This is a genomic window from Pseudoalteromonas shioyasakiensis (genome assembly GCF_022398475.1).
GTDB lineage: Bacteria > Pseudomonadota > Gammaproteobacteria > Enterobacterales > Alteromonadaceae > Pseudoalteromonas.
In genome coordinates this window covers 1-20191 of record NZ_JAKEVM010000082.1, presented here as the reverse complement: position 1 = coordinate 20191, position 20191 = coordinate 1, and the positions used below count along the sequence as shown (strand labels likewise).

Sequence of the window (20191 nt, the reverse complement as noted above, 5' to 3'; positions counted from 1 at the left end):
GGTTAGTGGTTAGTGGTTAGTGGTTAGTGGTTAGTGGTTAGTGGTTAGTGGTTAGTGGTTAGTGGTTAGTGGTTAGTGGTTAGTGGTTAGTGGTTAGTGGTTAGTGGTTAGAACAAAGTAAAATACATTTCCTTAACAACAAGATTGTTTGTGTAATTACCTAAAAAATAACCCCCCTCTCGATCAACTGATATCTGACTTCTGAAATCTAACTTCTCGATTTTTGACGGCTAACGGCTAACGGCTAATCATACAACAAAAAACCGCCGTATTTTTCAATACGGCGGTTTTAATTTTKTGAAACTAAAAGACGTTATTAGTCTTTAGCTTGACGGCTCGCACGCTTACGCTCACTTTCAGTTAAGTGACGCTTACGGATACGGATGTTTTCAGGTGTCACTTCCACTAACTCGTCATCATCGATGAACTCAATCGCTTGTTCAAGCGTGTAGTTTAGTGGTGGAACAAGTGTTTGTGCTTCATCTGTACCAGATGCACGAACGTTTGTAAGTTGCTTACCTTTAAGCGCGTTTACTGTTAGGTCGTTGTCACGGCTGTGGATACCGATAACCATACCTTCGTAAACTTCAACACCGTGACCGATGAATAACTTACCACGGTCTTGTAAGTTGAATAATGCGTTAGTAAGTGCTTTACCTGTTGCGTTTGCAATCATTACACCATTCTTACGAGCACCGATAGTACCGCCTTTGTGTGGACCATAGTGATCGAATGTGTGGTAAAGAAGACCAGAACCAGACGTTAATGTCATGAACTCAGTTTGGAAACCAATTAAGCCACGGCTTGGGATCATAAAGTCCATACGTACACGGCCTTTACCATCTGGAGACATGTCTGTTAGTTCACCCTTACGAAGACCAATTTGTTCCATGATAGAACCTTGGTGCTCTTCTTGACAGTCGATTGTAAGTGTTTCGTATGGCTCTTCTTTTTGACCATCAACTTCACGAAGGATTACTTGTGGACGAGATACAGCAAGCTCGTAACCTTCACGACGCATGTTCTCGATTAAGATACCTAAGTGTAACTCACCACGACCAGAAACACGGAAGCTATCTGGGTTGTCAGTTTCTTCAACACGTAATGCAACGTTGTGAACAAGCTCAGCTTGTAAACGCTCAAGGATGTTACGTGAAGTTACGAATTTACCTTCTTTACCAGCAAATGGTGATGTATTTACAGAGAACGTCATTGTTACTGTAGGCTCATCAACACTTAGCGGTGGTAATGCTTCAACGGTATTTACATCACAGATAGTGTCTGAGATTTTCAGCTCACCAAGACCTGTGATAGCAATGATGTCACCCGCGCCTGCAGACTCTGCTTCATGACGCTCAAGACCTAAGTAGCTCATTACTTGGCCAACTTTACCATTACGCTTAGTACCATCTGCACTAACAATTGTTACTTGTTGGTTAGGGCGAACAGTACCACGCTTGATACGACCTACACCGATAACACCGATGTACGAGTTGTAGTCAAGCTGAGAAATTTGCATTTGGAAAGCACCTTCAGGATCTGCATCCGGTGGAGATACTTCGTCAACGATCATCTGGAACATTGGTTCCATGTTTTCTGATGGCTCGTCTAAATCCATTGTTGCCCAGCCGTTGATAGCTGATGCATAGATTACTTTAAAGTCTAACTGTTCATCAGTTGCACCTAAGTTATCGAATAAGTCGAAAACTTGGTCCATAACCCAGTCAGGACGTGCGCCTGGTTTGTCGATTTTGTTGATAACAACAATCGGTGTTAAACCTTGTGCGAATGCTTTTTGCGTTACGAAACGCGTTTGCGGCATTGGACCTTCTTGAGCATCAACAAGTAGTAATACTGAGTCAGCCATCGAAAGTACGCGTTCTACTTCACCACCGAAGTCGGCGTGTCCTGGGGTGTCTACGATATTGATATGGTAGTCGTTCCAAGAGATAGCTGTGTTTTTAGCTAAAATGGTAATACCACGCTCTTTCTCAATGTCGTTTGAGTCCATTACGCGCTCTTCGTTACCGCCGCGCGTTTCTAATGTGCCTGATTGCTCAAGCAGTTTATCAACCAAAGTTGTTTTACCGTGGTCAACGTGGGCGATAATCGCTATATTTCTTAACTTTTCGATGCTCATATTTTTTCTCAGAGAAATTGAATCTCATTGATCCTGCAAGATCTACGCACTCACCTGCGTTTTCACCAGATGTCCCAGCATAGGATTTAAAAGGGCGCATATTATCCCTTAATAATGGCATGGATGAAAGTTTATCCAATATAAATTTATAAACTTTCTTCAAGCTTTTTATAAGTATCTGTTTTATAAATGACAAATTTATGAAAATTAAAGTGAATCTTAGCTCAAAACTGGCGAAATTTTCGTTTTTGAACCATATTTTGGCACTAAATCGTGTTCATAACAGAAAAATTGGCACGCTCAATAATTGTGCAAAACAAGGTCGCACTTTTTACGCACCACAATGATCTTTTTACGCACCAATTTAGTGCAACAAAAGTTAACAAAACAAAGCCTTGTTTGTTTTTTGTAAGTCTAAACAAGGTGTTAAAAAAATGGCACGAAACCAGCTTATATAAGCGAAAAGCAATAATGCAGCAAAAAATAAAACCCAACAATTGGAGGACACATGTCACAATCGGTTTTAGATTTTATCAAAGAAAATGACGTTAAGTTCATTGATTTACGCTTTACTGATACCAAAGGTAAAGAACAGCATGTTTCTATTCCTCATCATCAAATTGATGAAGATTTCTTCGAAGACGGCAAAATGTTTGACGGTTCTTCAATTGCTGGCTGGAAAGGTATCAACGAATCAGACATGGTACTTATGCCTGTTCCTGAGTCTGCGAAAATGGACCCGTTTTCTGAAGAAGCTACACTAATCGTACGTTGTGACGTAGTTGAGCCTTCAACACTTCAAGGTTATGAGCGTGATCCACGTTCTGTTGCAAAACGCGCTGAAGAGTACATGCGTTCTACTGGTATTGCTGACACTGTTTTATTCGGTCCAGAGCCAGAGTTCTTCCTTTTTGATGACGTTAAATACAAATCAGACATGTCTGGTTCTATGTACAAAATCGATTCTGTAGAAGCTGCTTGGAACTCAGATAAAGATTACGAAGGTGGCAACATGGGTCACCGTCCAGGTGTTAAAGGCGGTTACTTCCCGTGTTCTCCTGTTGATTCATCACAAGACTGGCGTTCAGCAACTTGTTTAGTTCTTGAAGAACTAGGTCAAGTAGTTGAAGCTCACCACCACGAAGTAGCAACTGCAGGTCAAAATGAGATCGCAACGCGCTTCAATACAATGGTATTAAAAGCTGACGAAATTCAAGAGATGAAATATGTTATCCATAACATGGCTCACCTTTACGGAAAAACAGCGACATTCATGCCTAAACCAATCGTAGGTGATAACGGTTCTGGTATGCACTGCCACCAATCTCTAGGTAAAGATGGCGTAAACATCTTCGCTGGTGACAAATACGCTGGTCTATCTGAAGAAGCTCTTTACTACATCGGTGGTATCATCAAGCACGCTAAAGCAATCAACGCATTTGCTAACGCATCAACTAACTCATACAAGCGCCTAGTACCAGGCTTCGAAGCACCAGTAATGCTTGCATATTCTGCACGTAACCGTTCTGCTTCAATCCGTATCCCAGTGGTACCGTCTGCAAAAGCACGTCGTATCGAAATTCGTTTCCCTGATCCAACAGCTAACCCATACTTAGCATTCTCTGCAATGCTTATGGCTGGCCTAGACGGTATCAAAAACAAGATCCACCCTGGCGATGCAATGGACAAAGACTTATACGATCTACCTGCTGAAGAAGCAGCTGAGATCCCACAAGTTGCATCTTCTTTATCTGAAGCACTAGCATCATTAGACGCTGACCGTGAGTTCTTAACTCAAGGTGGCGTATTCACTGATGACCTAATCGATGCATACATCGCGCTTAAAGGTCAAGAAGTTGAAAAACTTAACATGACAACTCACCCAGTTGAGTTCGAAATGTACTACAGCGTGTAACACACGCTGTAGCAGAATTATCTAAAAGATAATAAATGTGTGTTCTCAAGCCCGCTCTGCGGGCTTTTTTAATGGTAATTGAGCGGGTTCTACTCTACAGTTTTATTTAGATTAAAAAATGCAGGGTTGCAGGGTGAAAAGCACAACTTTATTGGTACTATCGCTGATTTTTATAAGCTTTTTTGGCTATAGCGCAGCGCAGAAAGTGTATTCTTGGAAAGATAAAAACGGCGTTTTAGTATTTTCTGATACACCGCGCCCTGGCGCTACCGAAGTAAAGATGAATACCCAAAACCTGACCATGCCAGCTACCGACACCAGCATACTTGATAGCGCACCAAGTGCGACACCTGTCAAATTTAAAGTCAGTATTGCTTCTCCTGCTAATGAAGCAACCGTGCGAGAAAATACCGGTTCAGTGTATGTCACTGCTCGAATTAGCCCACGCTTTGAAAACGGATTTAAAGTACAACTTTTATTTGATGGTTCTGCCCATGGTGCACCAAGTAATAGCACGACCTTTGCACTAAGAGAGGTCGAGCGTGGAGAACACACATTACAAGCTAAACTTTATGATGCTAATAATAAACTCGTTTCGGTTAGCCCAGTCAGCACCTTTTTCATGCACAGAACCTCAATTTATGGCGGAAACTAAGGTTTTTGGCATGACTTCTCGCAAAGTAAAAAGAGTATGCTAAGCTGCACTAAATTGAAACGCACTAAAATGGTGCAACCATGCTCAGTGAAACACATTTTAACTCTGAACTGCTCGACAGTATTTGGAAAAATTTAAGTACTGCTGTCATTTTACTCGACCGAGATTTTAAACTGGTTTATGCAAACGATAGCGCCAGTGAGCTTTTAGGTTTAGGACCCAAGCGCATTATCAACCAACCGTTCGATAACCTATTCAATTACCACTCAATAGACTTAAAACGCATTGCTCAGTATTCGTTGTTCGATGGTGTTGATTGCCACCAGCATAGAGCTGACGTGGTGTTCGTCGATTCTCGCCATGCCAAGCTGACCATTAGCACGCGACGAATAAGCAGCAATGATGAAAATTATATTTTGTTTGAATGCCGCCAAATGGATGATGAAATTCGCCACGATCAAGCTTCGAACCAAATGCATCAGTATCAAGCAGCACGTAATCTAATTCGCGGTTTGGCACACGAAATTAAAAATCCTTTAGGTGGAATTCGCGGAGCGGCGCAATTATTGCAATATGAGGTTGATCAGCAAGAACGTGATCAATGTGCCGAATTAATCATTGAACAAGCAGACCGTTTACGCGAGCTTGTAGACCGCTTACTTGGTCCGAATCAATTGCCACATAAATCCTATGGCAACATTCACCAAGCGTTAGAGTCAGTGATTAAGCTGAGCATGTTAGATAACAATGCCAATATCACTTTAGTGAAAGACTATGATCCAAGTATACCGAGTGTGTACATTGACCAAAGTAAAATTCAACAAGTGGTACTGAACATTATTCGTAATGCACAACAGGCACTGGTTGATGGTGGCGAGATAAGAATAAAAACCCGCATCAATCATCAACACAGGCGCCCAGGTAAGGCGCCGAAAAAAACCTTGCTGATCCAAATTTCGGATAACGGCCCAGGTATAGACAAGAGCTTACGTGAAACCTTGTTCTACCCAATGATCACCAACAAAGAAAATGGATCAGGGCTTGGTTTATCGATAGCGCAAACCTTGGTTGACCAACATGATGGCCACATTGATTGTGACAGTTGGCCAGGCCATACAGAATTTAATATCTATTTGCCTTTTACGGATTAATGGTTTTTTGGAGTAGTCATGAAAACAGTCTGGTTAGTTGATGATGATGCCTCAATTCGCTTTGTACTAGAGAAAGCGTTGGCACGTGCAGGATTTGAAACTGAAAGCTATGCGAACGCACAAGATGTGCTTAATGCATTAAAGTTTAGCCAGCCAACGGTATTAGTATCTGATGTACGAATGCCGGGTATGGACGGCATGGCGTTACTTGAGACTATTGCTGAGCAAAACCCAGGCCTGCCAGTGATCATCATGACCGCTCACTCAGACTTAGACTCAGCGGTTAATGCCTTCCAAAAAGGGGCATTTGAGTATCTCGCTAAACCGTTCGATTTAGATGAAGCTGTCGCGCTGGTTGAAAGCGCATGCCGTGCTAATTCAACGAAAAAAACTAAACGTAAGCAAGCACCACAAACCAATGCGCATATCATAGGCGAAGCGCCTGCTATGCAAGAGGTGTTTAGGGCAATTGGTAAATTATCAGCATCAAGTATGAGCGTTCTGATTAATGGTGAGTCAGGGACAGGTAAAGAGCTAGTTGCAAGTGCCCTGCATAACCACAGCCCTCGTAAAGAAAACCAATTTATAGCTTTGAATATGGCTGCCATTCCAAAAGAATTGGTCGAGTCAGAGTTATTCGGTCACGAAAAAGGCGCGTTCACTGGAGCCGACAGTATTCGTAAAGGCCGTTTTGAACAAGCGAATGGCGGCACCTTATTTTTAGATGAAATAGGTGATATGCCGCTCGATGTACAAACACGTTTATTACGCGTGTTAGCCGATGGTGAGTTTTACCGTGTTGGTGGTCATCAAAGTATTAAAGTTGATGTACGTATTATCGCTGCAACGCACCAAAACCTCGAAGACTTGGTAAAACAAGGTAAGTTTCGTGACGACTTATTCCATCGCTTAAACGTGGTGCGTTTACGCTTACCCGCGTTACGTGAGCGTACTGAAGATATTGAACGACTAGCACAACACTTTTTACATAAAAGTGCCAAAGAGTTGCAGGTTGAAAGCAAAATTTTAAGCCCTAAAGCTACTGAGCAACTGCGCTTATTCAATTGGCCAGGTAACGTGCGCCAATTAGAGAATACCTGCCGCTGGTTAACGGTTATGGCACCGGGTGAGCTGATCAGCGAGCAAGATTTACCACCAGAGATTGTTGCTGTTACACCGACTGAGCAAGAAGGTGATTGGCTAGATGCATTTCAACAATGGCTTAACCTTGAACTTAAACAAGGCAAAGAAAATATTTGGCCAGCCATTCAAGCACAACTCGAAACTCGTTTGATTAAAACCGCCCTTGCCAACTGTGCTGGCCACAAGCAAGAAGCCGCAGTGAAGATTGGTTGGGGCCGCAATACATTGACCCGCAAGCTAAAAGAGCGCAATATTAGCTAATTTCGCGCTATACCTATGTGAGTCAATGAAGTTAATCGAGCACATTCCACTAATTAAACAAATGGAAATAATTAACAGATTGTCGTTCTTTAGAGAGTTTACTCTCAGTGAACGACAAGTGTTATTAGAGTCATTCAGTCATTTGTATTTGGTCAAACAAGGCCGCGCTGTTTTTAAACAATACGATGCTGATAAACGGCTTTATATCGTGCTAAGCGGCTCACTGATGGTATTCAAACAAAGTCATTTACTCGAACTTGGCACCATTGAGCCCGGTGAATTTATCGGTGAAGGTGCTTTTATCAATAACCGAGAGCACAGTACCAGCGCACGCGCAAAAGTCGATACCATTTTGTTAGCTATTTCCCCTGAAGCACTCACCCGCTTACCTAATGTGATCCGTGAAAAAATTAAAGATCGCATAATCGAAGGCATGAGTGAGCGTATTACTAAGCTTAGTAATTACCTTGAGTCGCGAAGCTAGTCCATATACACAATTTGCAATGAGCAATTTAACCAACTTGGGCTATTAACACGTGCCGTGTAACGGTAAGTATCTGATGGTTTCATACCAAAAGGGGTGCTCACTTCTGGCGTTAAATGACTGTATGTTTGCGAATAATTTTTATAATAAATGACTAGGTAGCCATATAAATAATCCCAATTTAGGGAAACTTTTCTACCGCTTGTAAGGGTAAAGTGTGCCTGCTTATCATTAAATGTAACTGCAAGATCATTATACTTGTCTTCAACGCATCCAGTGGTGAGTACACGAGCCGGCATAGTAAAACGGGTGGTGGTATTTTTAGCTCTTAAGTAAAAGCCAATATTGCCATGATTGTAAAAGTGATTGGCATCTGTGGTGTACTTAATTTCGGCTTGATAACCCAGTCCCTGCATAATTTCAGCTAGTTGCTCGGCTTCATGAGTAAGAATCTTATCGCTCGATAACATTAAGGTTGCATCAGTAAACTCTCTTGGCACAGGAAGCTGGGTATATTCATAGGGTAAGCTTTGTTTATTTAATGCTTGCTCTAATGATTGCAACTGCGACTGTTCAAGGTTTTCTGTGTATACGTAAACTGTTGGTTGCTGACAACCTGCCAAAACTAAAAATATGGCTGCTGAAATTATCCTTTTCATGCTCTCTCTCACTTTAGATTACAAACGTAGTCTAAAATGAGAAAAACAATAAATCAACTAAGATGTTTTTTTAGCCAACTATTAACACTTTGACGGGTATATAGAATATCTTTAAATAAACGGTGAGTTTGATGCTGAAGCAGCTTTTCTTTGTTTGTTTCACCTGAACTTAACTGGCTATGGTTATCATTAAAGCGCGAAATTAACGCAAAACCTTGTTCTGATTTTTCAGGCTGAGACTTAATTGTTTGCGTTAACAAAGCTCGCACATCATCTGCAGCAAGCAATGACGAATCTTGCAAACCCATTAACTCTTTTCTTAGCGCTGATCTTACGCCCATTACAACTTCTCCTGAACGAATAAAAAATGAAACGGACATGCATTTAGCAATTTGTACACCAATTCCAAACGCGCGCAGTGTACCCAGCAAATACTGCAGTTTTTTTACTGCTTGTAAAAATGTCGGATTATTTATTGCTGCAAATTTTAACCGCTTGAAGAGCTTAAAAATTTAATCTTGGTTCAATTGAGTGCTAGGCTTTATAATGGCTGCGATTGAATTAAGAGAGACCAACATGAACGAAGATTTCATCGAAATTGAACTAGAAGAAGAGCCAATAGAGTTATGCAACTTGCTAAAAGTGCTCGACCTAGTCGAAACAGGCGGCCAAGCAAAAGCCTTAATTGGTGAAGGTTATGTTGGGGTTAACTATGAAATTTGTACAATAAAACGGAAAAAATTATACAGTGGTGACGTGTTGGCTTTCGACGGTGAGTTGTTCCAACTAACACTAAGCGAAGATGCAACACCAAATCCTCGCCCACCGGAACCGGTACAAAAAGCACAACCACAAAGCGCTGAAGAAGCGCCAAAAAAATCGAAGCGTAAACGTACTAAAAAACCAAAAGTAGACGAAAAAACCGGTCGCCGCCCTATCTCGTTTGGTTAACTAGAGCTTGCTTAGTTAGCATAAATCACCTTTAATTGAATGCGATTATAACAACAATAAAAGGTGATTTATGAATCCTCCAGCTTGGCTCAAGCCACTTGCTTGGGCAGCCCTTGTATGGAATCTTTTAGGTGTCATTGCGTTCGTAATGCAACTGTTGATCACACCCGAAATGATTAACCAACTCCCCGAAGCACAACAAGCCGCATACCGCGACATACCGCTCTGGTCAACGGCTGCCTTTGCGATAGCCGTGTTTGCAGCAAGCTTCGCGAGCATCTTATTACTGGCAAAAAAAGCCCTTGCGCGCGAGTTATTTTTAATCTCGTTTATCGCCGTATTAGTCCAGCAATATTATAATTTTGTGGTGATAGATAGCCTTGTTATGTTTGGTACTAGCGCATTAGCAATGCCATTGTGTGTTATCATTATTGGTTTACTATTACTGTTTATTAGCCATAAAGGTAAACAACAAAACTGGCTTAACTAAAAACACTTATTTCTGAGGGTAGTTTAAAGTGACTACCCTTTTTATCTGCCTCCTTCCCTTGAAATAAATCACATCAGCAGCAACTATATTAGGTAGCATATTTTTTCATCAGCTAGATGAATTTCTCAGCTGGTATTAAGTTTGCAATAACACTGTGTCTATTTCGAAAAGGAAACAACAAAGCAAGCCAAATTGCTTGCTCAAACCACAGGGGCAAATAATGAATAACAGTTTTGATACCCAAAAGCAGCTTACGATTAATGGTGAGCAATACCATATTCACTCTTTACAAGGTTTAGGCGACAAAGCAAAACGTCTGCCATTCTCTCTAAAAATCTTACTTGAAAACCTGTTGCGCAATGAAGATGGCGTTAATATTAAAAAGCAAGATATCGATGCTTTACTAAACTGGGACCCTCAAGCGAAACCATCAGCAGAAGTAGCGTTTACACCTGCTCGCGTTGTAATGCAAGATTTTACTGGCGTACCCGCCATTGTCGATTTAGCCGCGATGCGTGATGCCATGGAAAAACTTGGCGGCGACCCTGCAAAAATTAATCCGCTGTCACCTGCTGAGCTTGTTATTGACCACTCAGTGCAAGTTGACGGCTACGGTGAAGATGGCTCATTCGACTTAAATGCGAAACTTGAATATGAGCGTAACAAAGAGCGTTACGAATTTTTACGCTGGGGGCAAACTGCCTTCGATAACTTGAAAGTCGTGCCACCAGCAACCGGCATCGTACACCAAGTTAATTTAGAGTATTTAGCCCGCGTGGTATTTAACGATAGTAAAAATGGTAAATCACTCGCCTACCCAGATACCCTAGTCGGAACCGATTCGCACACCACCATGATCAATGGTCTTGGGGTATTAGGCTGGGGTGTCGGTGGTATTGAAGCCGAAGCCGCAATGCTTGGTCAACCAATCAGCTTACTTATTCCACAGGTCGTTGGCTTTAAGCTCAATGGTCGCCTACCAGAAGGTACGACCGCAACAGACCTTGTGCTAACCGTAACAGAAATGCTGCGTAACCATGGCGTAGTGGGTAAATTTGTTGAGTTTTATGGTGATGGTCTTGCTGATTTACCGCTTGCAGACCGTGCAACTATTGCAAACATGGCGCCTGAGTATGGTGCAACCTGCGGTATTTTCCCAATTGATGATGAAACCATTAACTACCTACGTTTAACTAACCGCGATGACAAACAACTTAAACTCATCGAGGACTATGCAAAGCACCAAGGCTTATGGCGTAACCCTGGCGATGAAGCTCATTATACCGACACACTAGAGTTATCACTTGATGATGTTGTGCCAAGCCTTGCTGGACCTAAGCGTCCGCAAGATAGAATTGCCCTTGATAAAGCAGGTAGCATTATTGGTGAGCACTTAAAAGGCTTTCAAGAAGAACGTATGCAACATCGCGATAAAAGCGATGTTCAAGAAGCGCGCATTGAAGATGAAGGCCCAACCACCAACCCTGATGAGCCAGTAAACGAAGCACAGTTTATGGGCGCAGCTAAGGTTAACTTTAAAGGCGAAGAGTTTGAGCTTAATGATGGTGCTTGTGTCATTGCTGCAATTACAAGTTGTACAAACACGTCAAACCCAAGTGTTATTTTAGCTGCTGGCCTAGTGGCTAAAAAAGCCAAACAATTAGGATTAAAGGTTAAGCCATGGGTTAAAACCTCACTTGCTCCAGGCTCACAAGTGGTGACTGATTACTTGAAAAAAGCCGACTTAATGGATGACTTAGATGCCTTAGGCTTTAACCTTGTCGGTTATGGTTGTACAACCTGTATCGGTAACTCAGGCCCACTAGCTGATGAAATCACCGATGCAATTCAAAAGCATAAACTGGTTGTAAGCTCTATTTTATCGGGTAACCGTAACTTTGAAGGGCGTATTCACCAAGATGTGAAAATGAACTTCTTAGCGTCACCACCTCTTGTGGTTGCATACGCAATTGCGGGTCGTACAGATATAGACGTTTATAACGAGCCGCTTGCGCAAGACCCTAATGGTAATGACATTTATCTAAAAAATATCTGGCCAAGTGTTAGTGAAGTGAACGAACTCGTCCGCGAAACTGTAACCAAAGAAATGTTCGCATCAAGCTATGGCAACGTATATCAAGGCGATGATCGTTGGCAGAAAATTCAAATTCCTGATGGCAAACTTTATGATTGGGATGATGCGTCAACCTACATCAAAAAAGCACCATTCTTTGATGGTATGGAGATTGAGCCTCCTGGCATTCCTAGCATTAGTGGTGCGCGCTGTTTAGCAAAATTAGGTGACTCAGTTACCACTGACCACATCTCGCCAGCAGGTGCGATTAAAGCGGATGCACCAGCAGGTCTTTACTTGCAAGAGCACGGTGTACAAAAAGCACAATTTAACTCGTACGGTTCGCGTCGTGGTAACCACGAAGTAATGATGCGCGGTACCTTTGCTAATGTGCGTTTACGTAATCTATTAGCACCGGGTACCGAAGGCGGTGTGACTCGTATGCAACCAAGCGATGAGCTCGCCAGCATTTATGATGCAGCGATGCAATATCAGCAAGATGGCACGCCACTGATCATTTTAGCGGGCGCGGAATATGGCACAGGCTCATCACGCGACTGGGCTGCTAAAGGTTCACTTTTACTTGGTGTTAAAGCCGTTATTGCACAAAGCTATGAGCGTATTCACCGTTCAAACTTGATTGGTATGGGTGTTTTACCCCTACAATTTAAAGAAGGTGAAAGCTATGAATCACTGGGTCTAACCGGCCAAGAGTCATTCGACTTTGAAGGCTTATATGACAAAACCAATGAAGTCAGTGTGATTGCCACTAACAGTGAAGGCAAACAAATTAGCTTTAGTGTTGATGTGCGTATAGATACCCCGAAAGAGTGGGATTACTACAAACACGGCGGTATTTTACAGTATGTACTGCGTAATATGCTGGCTGAGCAGTAATTGCTTTTAAGTTAACTAAGGGGCTGAATTTTCAGCCCCTTTTTTTGTTTAAATCACCAATTAATTGCAGTTTAGACCAACACACTTATTTACAAAAAATGAAAAGCACATAAAAATCAGCATGTTAAAATTGGACCATAGTTTGCAAATGCTAACCAGATAAAAATCACAATAATTTTGGAATCCTTATGACTATTGCATCATTCAAACGCGCAATTTGCGCAACGGCCATCTCATCAAGTTTATTATTAACGGGCTGTGTTATTCATGTCTCTCCGGGTCAAATCGCAGAACAAAAACAACAAGACTTAAGCGTGTCGGCTGTAAATTTAAACGAGCTAAAAATTGATGCCGAAGCAGGTTCACTGATCATCAAAGGCGACAGCAACGCCACGGCTATCACAGTAAATGCTAATATCTATGCGGCTAAAGGCGATGAGACCTATACATTAACCCTCGAAAAGCACGGCGACACCGCAGAGCTTATCAGTAAGCTCAATAATGGTAGCTTATCGTTTTACAGTGGTTCATCACCTCATATTGATTTAATTGTCTCTGTGCCTAGCAACCTCAAACTAGAGATCGATGATGACTCAGGTGATATCGTGATACGTGCAATGCAAAACGATATCAGCATTGATGATGATTCAGGAGCACTTGTGATCGAAGGTGGTCGTAATATTAATATTGATGATGACTCGGGGGATATTCGCATTAGCAATGTCAGCGGCAATATCAGCATTGAAGACGATTCTGGCTCAATAATGATAGACCAAGGGCAAGGGCGTATTGATATTGAAGATGACTCTGGTGATATCCGCATCGAAAACAGCCAAGGCCCTGCACGTATTATTGATGAATCAGGTAGTATCAGCATTAAAACATTGGCTGGTGCGCTTACCATTGAAGATGGCTCTGGTGATATAGATGTAAGACAAATCAAAGGGCTGGTTACCATTACCGATGGCTCTGGCAGCATTTATGTGGATGACACACTCGGCCTGACAATTATCGAAGCGGGTTCAGGTGATTTAAGCATCAATAACATCAACGGCCCAGTAAAATTGGACAAATAACCGACAATTGCTTGATTTAGAACAATCCTATTAATGACAACAGCACCTACACTTTAATTAAGGCTAAAGTGAGGTGCTTGTATGACCGAACAAACTATCATTCGAATCTTAAAAACCTTTATTATTTTAGGTATTTGCCTAATTATATTGGGGCATTCTTTATTAGCTGGTAATTACTTAAGTGATAGTATGGGTATACATGGCATTATGATCAGCGCAGCGTGTATTGCCGTTGGTGTGCTATTCTCTTTGCCTACCAAAATTTATCTCACTATTTTACTGATGAAAATGGAAAGCGATCTAAAAGCACATAACAAACAGAGCTAATTTCCACCTTGCTCTTTGAGCTGCTGTTCAAGTTGCTTGTTACGTTGCTCCATAAGCTGTTTTACTTGCTCAGCGTCTTGCATCATCTTTTGTACATTTTTAGGGTCGTATACGCCAAGCGCTGAAGGTGCTTCGTTAGCTTTAACGGTTGCTGGTTGCTTCTCATCTGCCTGAAAAGTCTCTGCAGGTAACACTGTTATGTCGTTCGGATCTAAACTTACCGGGGTACTAACGTAATTAGGGTGAGGTGTATCAGCATAGTGCCACTGACCATGTTCATCTTGCCATTTATAAACAACAACAGGTGTATTAACGTCTTTGCTAAAACTCAATTTCTCAGTGAGCTTTTTTGCTTGGCTGGTAAGTGTATCGGCACTTTGCGAAGCAAAATCACTCACATCACCACTAACTTTTTCTGAGTAACGCTCGAACATGCTCAGTTCTAAGTAAGGTTTACCGTCTGGCTTTTTAATGTAAAACAGCAGCGCAACACTGGTTAGTAGCAGCATAACCGCAAGGTAACAAAAACGCTTAATCATTCCATTTACCGATTATTGGTAGTTACTCTCAATCTTAGCAAATTCACCGGATGATTTAAGATTTTTCATAAATTCATTAAATTGCTCGCTGATACGCTTCCCTTTTTCATTATAAGCAAACTGTAATTGCATTGGCGCTTTGCCCACACTGTAATCACTTACCGTCAATTTTTTAAAGGCATTATTTTTTGAGGCATACCACTGCAGTGTGTTTTTTGCGATCACAGCAACACGTTGATTTTGCTGTATGTCGACTAAAGCCTTCAGCATATCTAGTTCAGAGTAAAAGTCCTCACGGTGCAATTTTCCAGATGCAAACAACGCTTCAAATTGCGGATAGGTGTAGCCAAAGCGGGCCATCAACACATAACCACCTAGCTCATCAATAGCTGGAATATGACAACCTCTCGGCATAACTAAAATATCTTCAACAACTGCGATGCTATCACTCCAATAGTATTGATTACCTCCGCGATACCACTGCTCAGACTCTAAGCGCACATCAACCTTGCCTTCATCAAGTAAATGCTGTGAACGTACCTCAGGAACTAAAATATAGTCAGTTTTCAGCTTGTACTGTTCAGCAAATCGCTCAAGTAGCTCATCAACTAACCCCTTTTGTTTGCCACTAACTAAATGGTATGGAGGGTAATCTGTGTCATAAAGCGCAACCCTCAAAGTTTCTGCTCGCACTAAAGGCACAATTAAAAACAACAATAAAAAAACAACAGCACGACTCATAATTTTCTCTCATAAAATTGAGCCAGGGATTGTATATAAATAGCACAAAAAAAGCGCAACCTAGGTTGCGCTTTACGAAAATTCTGATAGGAATTTAGGATTAGATACCATCACCGTCAATATGTAAGCCACATTCACGGTTTAAACCAAAGAAACGCGTCTCTTCTTCTGTCATACCTGGTTCAAGTTTACGCGTGGTGTGTACATCACCCATAGACACATAACCTTGTTCCCAAAGTGGGTGATACGGTAAATCATGCTTAGTTAGATACTGATAAATATCTCGGTTGTTCCACTCAATAAGTGGGTAGACTTTCACAGTACCACGGCTGATTTCAACAATTTGCTTGTCAGCACGGCTTGATGATTGATCACGGCGCAAACCACTAAACCAAGTGCCTGCTTGCAGCTCGTTTAAAGCGCGGCTCATAGGCTCAACTTTATTAAGTTGATTATACTGCTTAATACCGGCTTCACCTTGCTCCCAAAGTTTACCAAACTTCGCTTCTTGCCACGCGGGGCTAAGCTTAGCTTTATAAACTTTAAGATTAAGCGAAAGTCGCTCCGTCATTTGCTCGATGAACTGATAGGTTTCAGGGAACAAATAACCAGTGTCAGTCAGTACCACAGGAATATCTGGCTGCTGCGATGTCACTAAGTGCAACATCACCGCCGCTTGAATACCAAAGCTCGACGACAAAAAGTGTGTGCTTGGTAAGTTTTCAAGTGCCCACGCAACACGCTCTTCTGCGCTTTTATCAGCCAAAAGACCATTAATATCAGCCAGCATGGCTGTTTGGTCTTCTTTGCTCATCGTTAAGATGTCTTTAAATTCACTCATGGTTAATTCCAAACCTTAAAGCGGTATCGCTTATAAAATTATGCGTGAAAATCGGTTACTGAAACTTTTACTTCAGCAACAATGCCTTTGCGAATTACAAAATCACCAAAACACTCGCCTTCATTTCGCTCATTTGCCCATTGGCCAATTAGCTTATCGAATGCTTCTAGGTATACGTCTTCGCCGACATTTTCTAAATACAATTTTGGAATACGCGTGCCTTCGCGGTTACCGCCTAAGTACACGTTGTATTTACCCGGACCTTTACCAACCAGACCCGCTTCTGCCAACATGGCTCGGCCACAGCCATTCGGACAACCCACAACACGCATAATGATGTTGTCATCGCTGATACCGTGCTTAGCTAATAACGCTTCAGTTTTCTCAATTAAGCTTGGTAAATAGCGCTCTGCTTCAGCCATCGCTAACGGACAGGTTGGTAATGCCACACACGCCATTGAGTTTTTACGCTGCTCTGTATGACTGTCATCAATTAAGCCATGGTTGCGAGCAATTTCTTCGATTACCGCTTTTTGATCAGCCGGAACACCTGCGATGATCAAGTTTTGGTTTGCAGTCATGCGGAAATCACCTTGGTGAATTTCAGCAATTTTACGGCAGCCTGTTTTAAGAGGTTGATTTGGGTAATCTAAAATACGGCCACTTTGAATAAACAGCGTTAAGTGGTGCTTACCATCAATACCTTCAACCCAACCGATACGGTCACCACGGTGAGTGAACTCATACGGGCGGCTTTGCTCAAATTGAACACCGGCACGTTTTTCAACTTCAGCTTTAAATACATCAGAACCTACACGATCTAATGTGTACTTAGTTTTCGCATTTTTACGATTAGAGCGGTTACCCCAATCACGCTGTACAGACACCACGTGCTCAGCAATTTTTAACGTATGCTCAAGTGGAATAAAACCAAAGTCATCTGCTTTACGCGGATACGTTGCTGTATCACCGTGAGTCATCGCAAGACCACCACCCACTAACACGTTAAAGCCAACTAACTTGCCGTTTTCTGCAATTGCCACGAAGTTTAAGTCGTTCGCATGCACATCCACTTCATTGTTCGGTGGAATTGTTACTGTGGTTTTAAACTTACGCGGTAAGTAAGTTGAACCTAAAATTGGCTCTTCAGTGGTTTCACTCTTTTCGCCATTTAACCAAATTTCAGCGTATGCTTTAGTTTTTGGTAATAGGTGCTCAGAGATCTTCGCAGCCCACTCGTAAGCTTCTTGGTGAAGCTCAGACTCAACTGGGTTAGTTGTACATAATACGTTTCGGTTTACATCGCCTGCCGTTGCAATTGAGTCAATACCCACGCTATTAAGCATTTGATGCATGCCTTTAATATTTGGCTTAAGCACACCATGGAACTGGAACGTTTGACGCGTGGTTAAACGAATACTGCCATAGCTGGTTTTCTCTTCAGCAAACTTATCAATCGCTAACCATTGCTCAGGCTTGATGATACCGCCAGGCATACGAGCACGTAACATAACATTATGTAATGGCTCTAATTTTTGTTTAGCGCGCTCAGGGCGAATATCACGGTCATCTTGCTGGTACATGCCGTGGAAACGGATCAGTTGGAAGTTATCAGCAGTGAACCCACCGGTGATCTCGTCTTTTAAATCTTGCTCAATGGTGCCACGTAAAAAGTTACTTTCTCTTTTCAAACGCTCGTTATCAGAAAGCTTTACGTTTTTGTCTTGTTCGCTCATGGTATTTCCTAAATTTGTTACAGTGACGGCTGTTAGCTTTAAACGTGATTAGTACACGTCTTTCTGATAGCGGTTTGCGCTACGTAAATCTTTTAAATATTGCTCAGCTTGTTCATCATCTTTGCCGCTATTTTCTTTGATAATGTCGACAAGCGCCTGATGAACATCTTTCGCCATACGGTTTGCATCACCACAGATATAGAAATGAGCACCCGCTTCTAACCAAGCAAATACTTCTTGGCTGTTTTTGCGAAGTTTGTCTTGAACATATACTTTTTCGGCTTGGTCACGGCTAAACGCCACATCCACTTTTGTCAGTAAACCTGACTTCAAGTAACCTTGAATTTCTACTTGATATAAAAAGTCTTGGGTAAAGTGTGGGTTACCAAAGAATAACCAGTTTTTACCGCTTGCTTCACGGGCATCACGCTCTTGTAAAAACGCACGGAAAGGTGCAATACCTGTACCCGGACCTACCATGATAATTGGCGTTTCATCATTAGCCGGTAAACGGAAGTTATCGTTATGCTCGCTGAATACTTTTACTTTGCAACCTTCTTCAGCACGACGTGCTAAATAGCCAGAACAACCACCTAAGTGCTCGCTACCAAATGCATCAAACTCAACCAGACCCACAGTTAAGTGAACTTCTTCTTCAACTTCTGCTTGGCTAGATGCGATCGAATATAAACGTGCTTGTAGTTTACGTAAGCAGTCTACTAAGGTTTGTGCTTCAAGCTGAGCTGGGTTTTGACGAATAATATCGAAGATTTGGCGAGGTTCGATGTACTCACGCATTGCCGCTTTATCTTCAACCAACTTTAATAAATCAGGGCTGCCAGTTGCTGTTGCGTATTTTTCAACAAAACCTGGGTATGACTGAGTTAATTCTAATTTTTCGATTAATGCATCACGAACACTTAGTTCTTCGTCGCCAAGTTTAACCGTGCTAGATGCATCGATTTGTGTAAGCGTAAGTACTTCATCAACAAGCGCTTCGTCATTTAAGAAGTAAACGCCTAGCGAATCACCCGGTGTATAGGTAATGTCTGAACCTTCTAATGAAATTTCAACATGACGCACGTCTTTGGTTGAATCACGACCGGTAATTTTTTGCACAACACTTAGCTCTGCAGCAAAAGGGTTTTGCTTGGTGTATTGACTTGCTGCTGGTGCCGCTGCAGCAAATGGCATAGCCACAACTTGACCACCACTTGCTTGTTGCTGCGCTTTAAGATCAGGCTCAAACGCATCAAGTGCACCATCAATCCACTTAGCTGCTTCATCATCGTAATCTACATCTAGGTCAGCACGCTGGAAAATAGTTTCTGCGCCAAGCTTGTTAAAACGCTCTTCAAAATCTTTTGCTGTTTGACAGAAGAACTCATAACTTGAATCACCTAAGCCAATCACAGCCACTTTAACACCATCTAGTTTAGGTGCTTTTTTAGTTGTTAAGAATTCATGAAGGCTTTCAGCGTCTTCTGGTGGCTCACCCTCACCGTAGGTTGAAACAACAACCGTGATAAACTTTTCTTTTTTCAGGGCTGTTGGTTTGTAGTCAGCCATGTTTACTAGCTTAACAGTTAGACCGCGCGACTCTGCCTGCTCTTTTAACTTGCTCGCCACGCCTTTTGCGTTACCCGTTTGCGAGCCGTATAAAATAGTTAGCGGCGGTGCATCACCTACAGCTGGAGTGGCAGCAACACCACCGGTTAATGCACCTGCGTTGGCATTCGCAGCTAAGTAACCACTTACCCACGCTTGCTGAATTGGATTAAGTTCAGCCACTAAGCCTTGCAGCTTCTGTACTTGCTCTTGCGATAGCGGGCTCGCCGCTGCATTTAGTTGACTTAACAACATGAATTTATTCCTCGTAACCCTGAAAAGTTAACTGCGAAACGAACTTGCTACTGTCATTTCGCGAACAATTTTTTCGACTTTAAAGACTCAATAGAAATGCTTTAAAGGTTTATCTGAGCGTGAAGAATAACGAGGTCTGAGGCGATTAAAAAAGAATAGAATCTGCTTTGATATTCCATTTAGTTATTAATTTAGTATTTATCCAAAAAAAACATGTTAAAAGCAAAAATTCCCAAATAAGAACCTTT

At 42.0% G+C, this 20191-nt stretch carries 18 protein-coding genes; 10 read left to right on the top strand and 8 right to left on the bottom strand.

Annotated elements, in window-relative coordinates; translation table 11 throughout:
• Positions 1-316: 316 nt before the first annotated feature.
• Entirely contained in the window at positions 317-2140 is a 1824-nt protein-coding gene (gene typA / locus L1D51_RS13965; RefSeq protein ID WP_054563452.1) for a translational GTPase TypA, read from the bottom strand.
• 508 nt (positions 2141-2648) lie between these two features.
• Between typA and glnA the strand changes: the two genes are divergently transcribed.
• The 5 genes from glnA to L1D51_RS13940 all read left to right on the top strand — a co-directional run bounded on the left by glnA (position 2649) and on the right by L1D51_RS13940 (position 7749).
• The gene (gene glnA / locus L1D51_RS13960; RefSeq protein ID WP_054563450.1) at positions 2649-4055 is read left to right on the top strand and encodes a glutamate--ammonia ligase; all 1407 of its coding nucleotides are present in this window, start codon (positions 2649-2651) and stop codon (positions 4053-4055) included.
• Between the two features lie 133 nt (positions 4056-4188).
• Complete coding sequence (locus L1D51_RS13955) at positions 4189-4710, top strand: DUF4124 domain-containing protein (RefSeq protein WP_239963931.1); 522 nt, start codon at positions 4189-4191, stop codon at positions 4708-4710.
• Positions 4711-4790: 80 nt separating this feature from the next.
• Complete coding sequence (gene glnL, locus L1D51_RS13950; RefSeq protein ID WP_054563448.1) at positions 4791-5861, top strand: nitrogen regulation protein NR(II); 1071 nt, start codon at positions 4791-4793, stop codon at positions 5859-5861.
• Between the two features lie 18 nt (positions 5862-5879).
• Positions 5880-7265 (top strand): nitrogen regulation protein NR(I), encoded by a 1386-nt coding sequence (gene ntrC, locus L1D51_RS13945; protein ID WP_055198930.1) that lies wholly within the window; start codon positions 5880-5882, stop codon positions 7263-7265.
• A gap of 25 nt (positions 7266-7290) precedes the next feature.
• Positions 7291-7749, top strand: coding sequence for a Crp/Fnr family transcriptional regulator (locus L1D51_RS13940; RefSeq protein ID WP_055198929.1), 459 nt, complete (start codon positions 7291-7293; stop codon positions 7747-7749).
• On the opposite strand, the gene L1D51_RS13935 is transcribed toward L1D51_RS13940, so the two are convergent.
• Complete coding sequence (locus L1D51_RS13935) at positions 7746-8408, bottom strand: hypothetical protein (protein WP_239963930.1); 663 nt, start codon at positions 8406-8408, stop codon at positions 7746-7748. The genes L1D51_RS13940 and L1D51_RS13935 overlap by 4 nt on opposite strands.
• A 53-nt stretch (positions 8409-8461) precedes the next feature.
• Complete coding sequence (locus tag L1D51_RS13930) at positions 8462-8749, bottom strand: hypothetical protein (protein WP_055198928.1); 288 nt, start codon at positions 8747-8749, stop codon at positions 8462-8464.
• Between the two features lie 235 nt (positions 8750-8984).
• On the opposite strand from L1D51_RS13930, the gene L1D51_RS13925 reads away from it, so the two are divergent.
• The 5 genes from L1D51_RS13925 to L1D51_RS13905 all read left to right on the top strand — a co-directional run bounded on the left by L1D51_RS13925 (position 8985) and on the right by L1D51_RS13905 (position 14223).
• Positions 8985-9359, top strand: a complete 375-nt coding sequence (locus L1D51_RS13925) for an RNA-binding S4 domain-containing protein (RefSeq protein ID WP_054563502.1) — start codon at positions 8985-8987, stop codon at positions 9357-9359.
• A 70-nt stretch (positions 9360-9429) separates the two neighbouring features.
• Complete coding sequence (locus tag L1D51_RS13920) at positions 9430-9849, top strand: hypothetical protein (protein ID WP_239963929.1); 420 nt, start codon at positions 9430-9432, stop codon at positions 9847-9849.
• A gap of 220 nt (positions 9850-10069) precedes the next feature.
• A complete protein-coding gene (acnA, locus tag L1D51_RS13915; RefSeq protein WP_055198926.1) occupies positions 10070-12820 on the top strand; it encodes an aconitate hydratase AcnA in 2751 nt (916 codons plus the stop codon).
• Positions 12821-13008: 188 nt separating this feature from the next.
• Entirely contained in the window at positions 13009-13896 is an 888-nt protein-coding gene (locus L1D51_RS13910) for a DUF4097 domain-containing protein (protein ID WP_239963928.1), read from the top strand.
• An 81-nt stretch (positions 13897-13977) separates the two neighbouring features.
• Positions 13978-14223 carry a hypothetical protein gene (locus L1D51_RS13905; RefSeq protein WP_058584005.1) on the top strand — a complete coding sequence of 82 codons (246 nt, stop codon included), beginning with the start codon at positions 13978-13980 and terminating at the stop codon, positions 14221-14223.
• Here L1D51_RS13905 and L1D51_RS13900 read toward each other — a convergent pair.
• The 5 genes from L1D51_RS13900 to L1D51_RS13880 form a co-directional block, all read right to left on the bottom strand.
• The gene (locus L1D51_RS13900; RefSeq protein ID WP_054563439.1) at positions 14220-14762 is read right to left on the bottom strand and encodes a DUF4124 domain-containing protein; all 543 of its coding nucleotides are present in this window, start codon (positions 14760-14762) and stop codon (positions 14220-14222) included. The two genes, L1D51_RS13905 and L1D51_RS13900, sit on opposite strands and share 4 nt — an antisense overlap.
• A 12-nt stretch (positions 14763-14774) precedes the next feature.
• Positions 14775-15503 carry a substrate-binding periplasmic protein gene (locus L1D51_RS13895; protein WP_239963927.1) on the bottom strand — a complete coding sequence of 243 codons (729 nt, stop codon included), beginning with the start codon at positions 15501-15503 and terminating at the stop codon, positions 14775-14777.
• A gap of 100 nt (positions 15504-15603) precedes the next feature.
• On the bottom strand, positions 15604-16344 hold the full coding sequence (locus tag L1D51_RS13890) for a phosphoadenylyl-sulfate reductase (RefSeq protein ID WP_054563437.1): 741 nt from the start codon (positions 16342-16344) through the stop codon (positions 15604-15606).
• Between the two features lie 38 nt (positions 16345-16382).
• Complete coding sequence (gene cysI / locus L1D51_RS13885) at positions 16383-18080, bottom strand: assimilatory sulfite reductase (NADPH) hemoprotein subunit (RefSeq protein WP_054563436.1); 1698 nt, start codon at positions 18078-18080, stop codon at positions 16383-16385.
• 48 nt (positions 18081-18128) lie between these two features.
• Complete coding sequence (locus L1D51_RS13880; RefSeq protein ID WP_239963926.1) at positions 18129-19943, bottom strand: assimilatory sulfite reductase (NADPH) flavoprotein subunit; 1815 nt, start codon at positions 19941-19943, stop codon at positions 18129-18131.
• Between the last annotated feature and the right edge of the window lie 248 nt (positions 19944-20191).

What these genes read in the sequence shown, in the direction of transcription:
- ntrC (WP_055198930.1), top strand. Translation starts at nt 5,880, where the DNA reads ATGAAAACAGTCTGGTTAGTTGATGATGATGCCTCAATTCGCTTTGTA.
- L1D51_RS13895 (WP_239963927.1), bottom strand. Translation starts at nt 15,503, where the DNA reads ATGAGTCGTGCTGTTGTTTTTTTATTGTTGTTTTTAATTGTGCCTTTA.
- L1D51_RS13910 (WP_239963928.1), top strand. Translation starts at nt 13,009, where the DNA reads ATGACTATTGCATCATTCAAACGCGCAATTTGCGCAACGGCCATCTCA.
- L1D51_RS13935 (WP_239963930.1), bottom strand. Translation starts at nt 8,408, where the DNA reads ATGAAAAGGATAATTTCAGCAGCCATATTTTTAGTTTTGGCAGGTTGT.
- cysI (WP_054563436.1), bottom strand. Translation starts at nt 18,080, where the DNA reads ATGAGCGAACAAGACAAAAACGTAAAGCTTTCTGATAACGAGCGTTTG.
- L1D51_RS13930 (WP_055198928.1), bottom strand. Translation starts at nt 8,749, where the DNA reads ATGGGCGTAAGATCAGCGCTAAGAAAAGAGTTAATGGGTTTGCAAGAT.
- glnL (WP_054563448.1), top strand. Translation starts at nt 4,791, where the DNA reads ATGCTCAGTGAAACACATTTTAACTCTGAACTGCTCGACAGTATTTGG.
- L1D51_RS13900 (WP_054563439.1), bottom strand. Translation starts at nt 14,762, where the DNA reads ATGATTAAGCGTTTTTGTTACCTTGCGGTTATGCTGCTACTAACCAGT.
- acnA (WP_055198926.1), top strand. Translation starts at nt 10,070, where the DNA reads ATGAATAACAGTTTTGATACCCAAAAGCAGCTTACGATTAATGGTGAG.
- L1D51_RS13890 (WP_054563437.1), bottom strand. Translation starts at nt 16,344, where the DNA reads ATGAGTGAATTTAAAGACATCTTAACGATGAGCAAAGAAGACCAAACA.
- glnA (WP_054563450.1), top strand. Translation starts at nt 2,649, where the DNA reads ATGTCACAATCGGTTTTAGATTTTATCAAAGAAAATGACGTTAAGTTC.
- typA (WP_054563452.1), bottom strand. Translation starts at nt 2,140, where the DNA reads ATGAGCATCGAAAAGTTAAGAAATATAGCGATTATCGCCCACGTTGAC.
- L1D51_RS13905 (WP_058584005.1), top strand. Translation starts at nt 13,978, where the DNA reads ATGACCGAACAAACTATCATTCGAATCTTAAAAACCTTTATTATTTTA.
- L1D51_RS13925 (WP_054563502.1), top strand. Translation starts at nt 8,985, where the DNA reads ATGAACGAAGATTTCATCGAAATTGAACTAGAAGAAGAGCCAATAGAG.
- L1D51_RS13920 (WP_239963929.1), top strand. Translation starts at nt 9,430, where the DNA reads ATGAATCCTCCAGCTTGGCTCAAGCCACTTGCTTGGGCAGCCCTTGTA.
- L1D51_RS13880 (WP_239963926.1), bottom strand. Translation starts at nt 19,943, where the DNA reads ATGTTGTTAAGTCAACTAAATGCAGCGGCGAGCCCGCTATCGCAAGAG.
- L1D51_RS13940 (WP_055198929.1), top strand. Translation starts at nt 7,291, where the DNA reads ATGAAGTTAATCGAGCACATTCCACTAATTAAACAAATGGAAATAATT.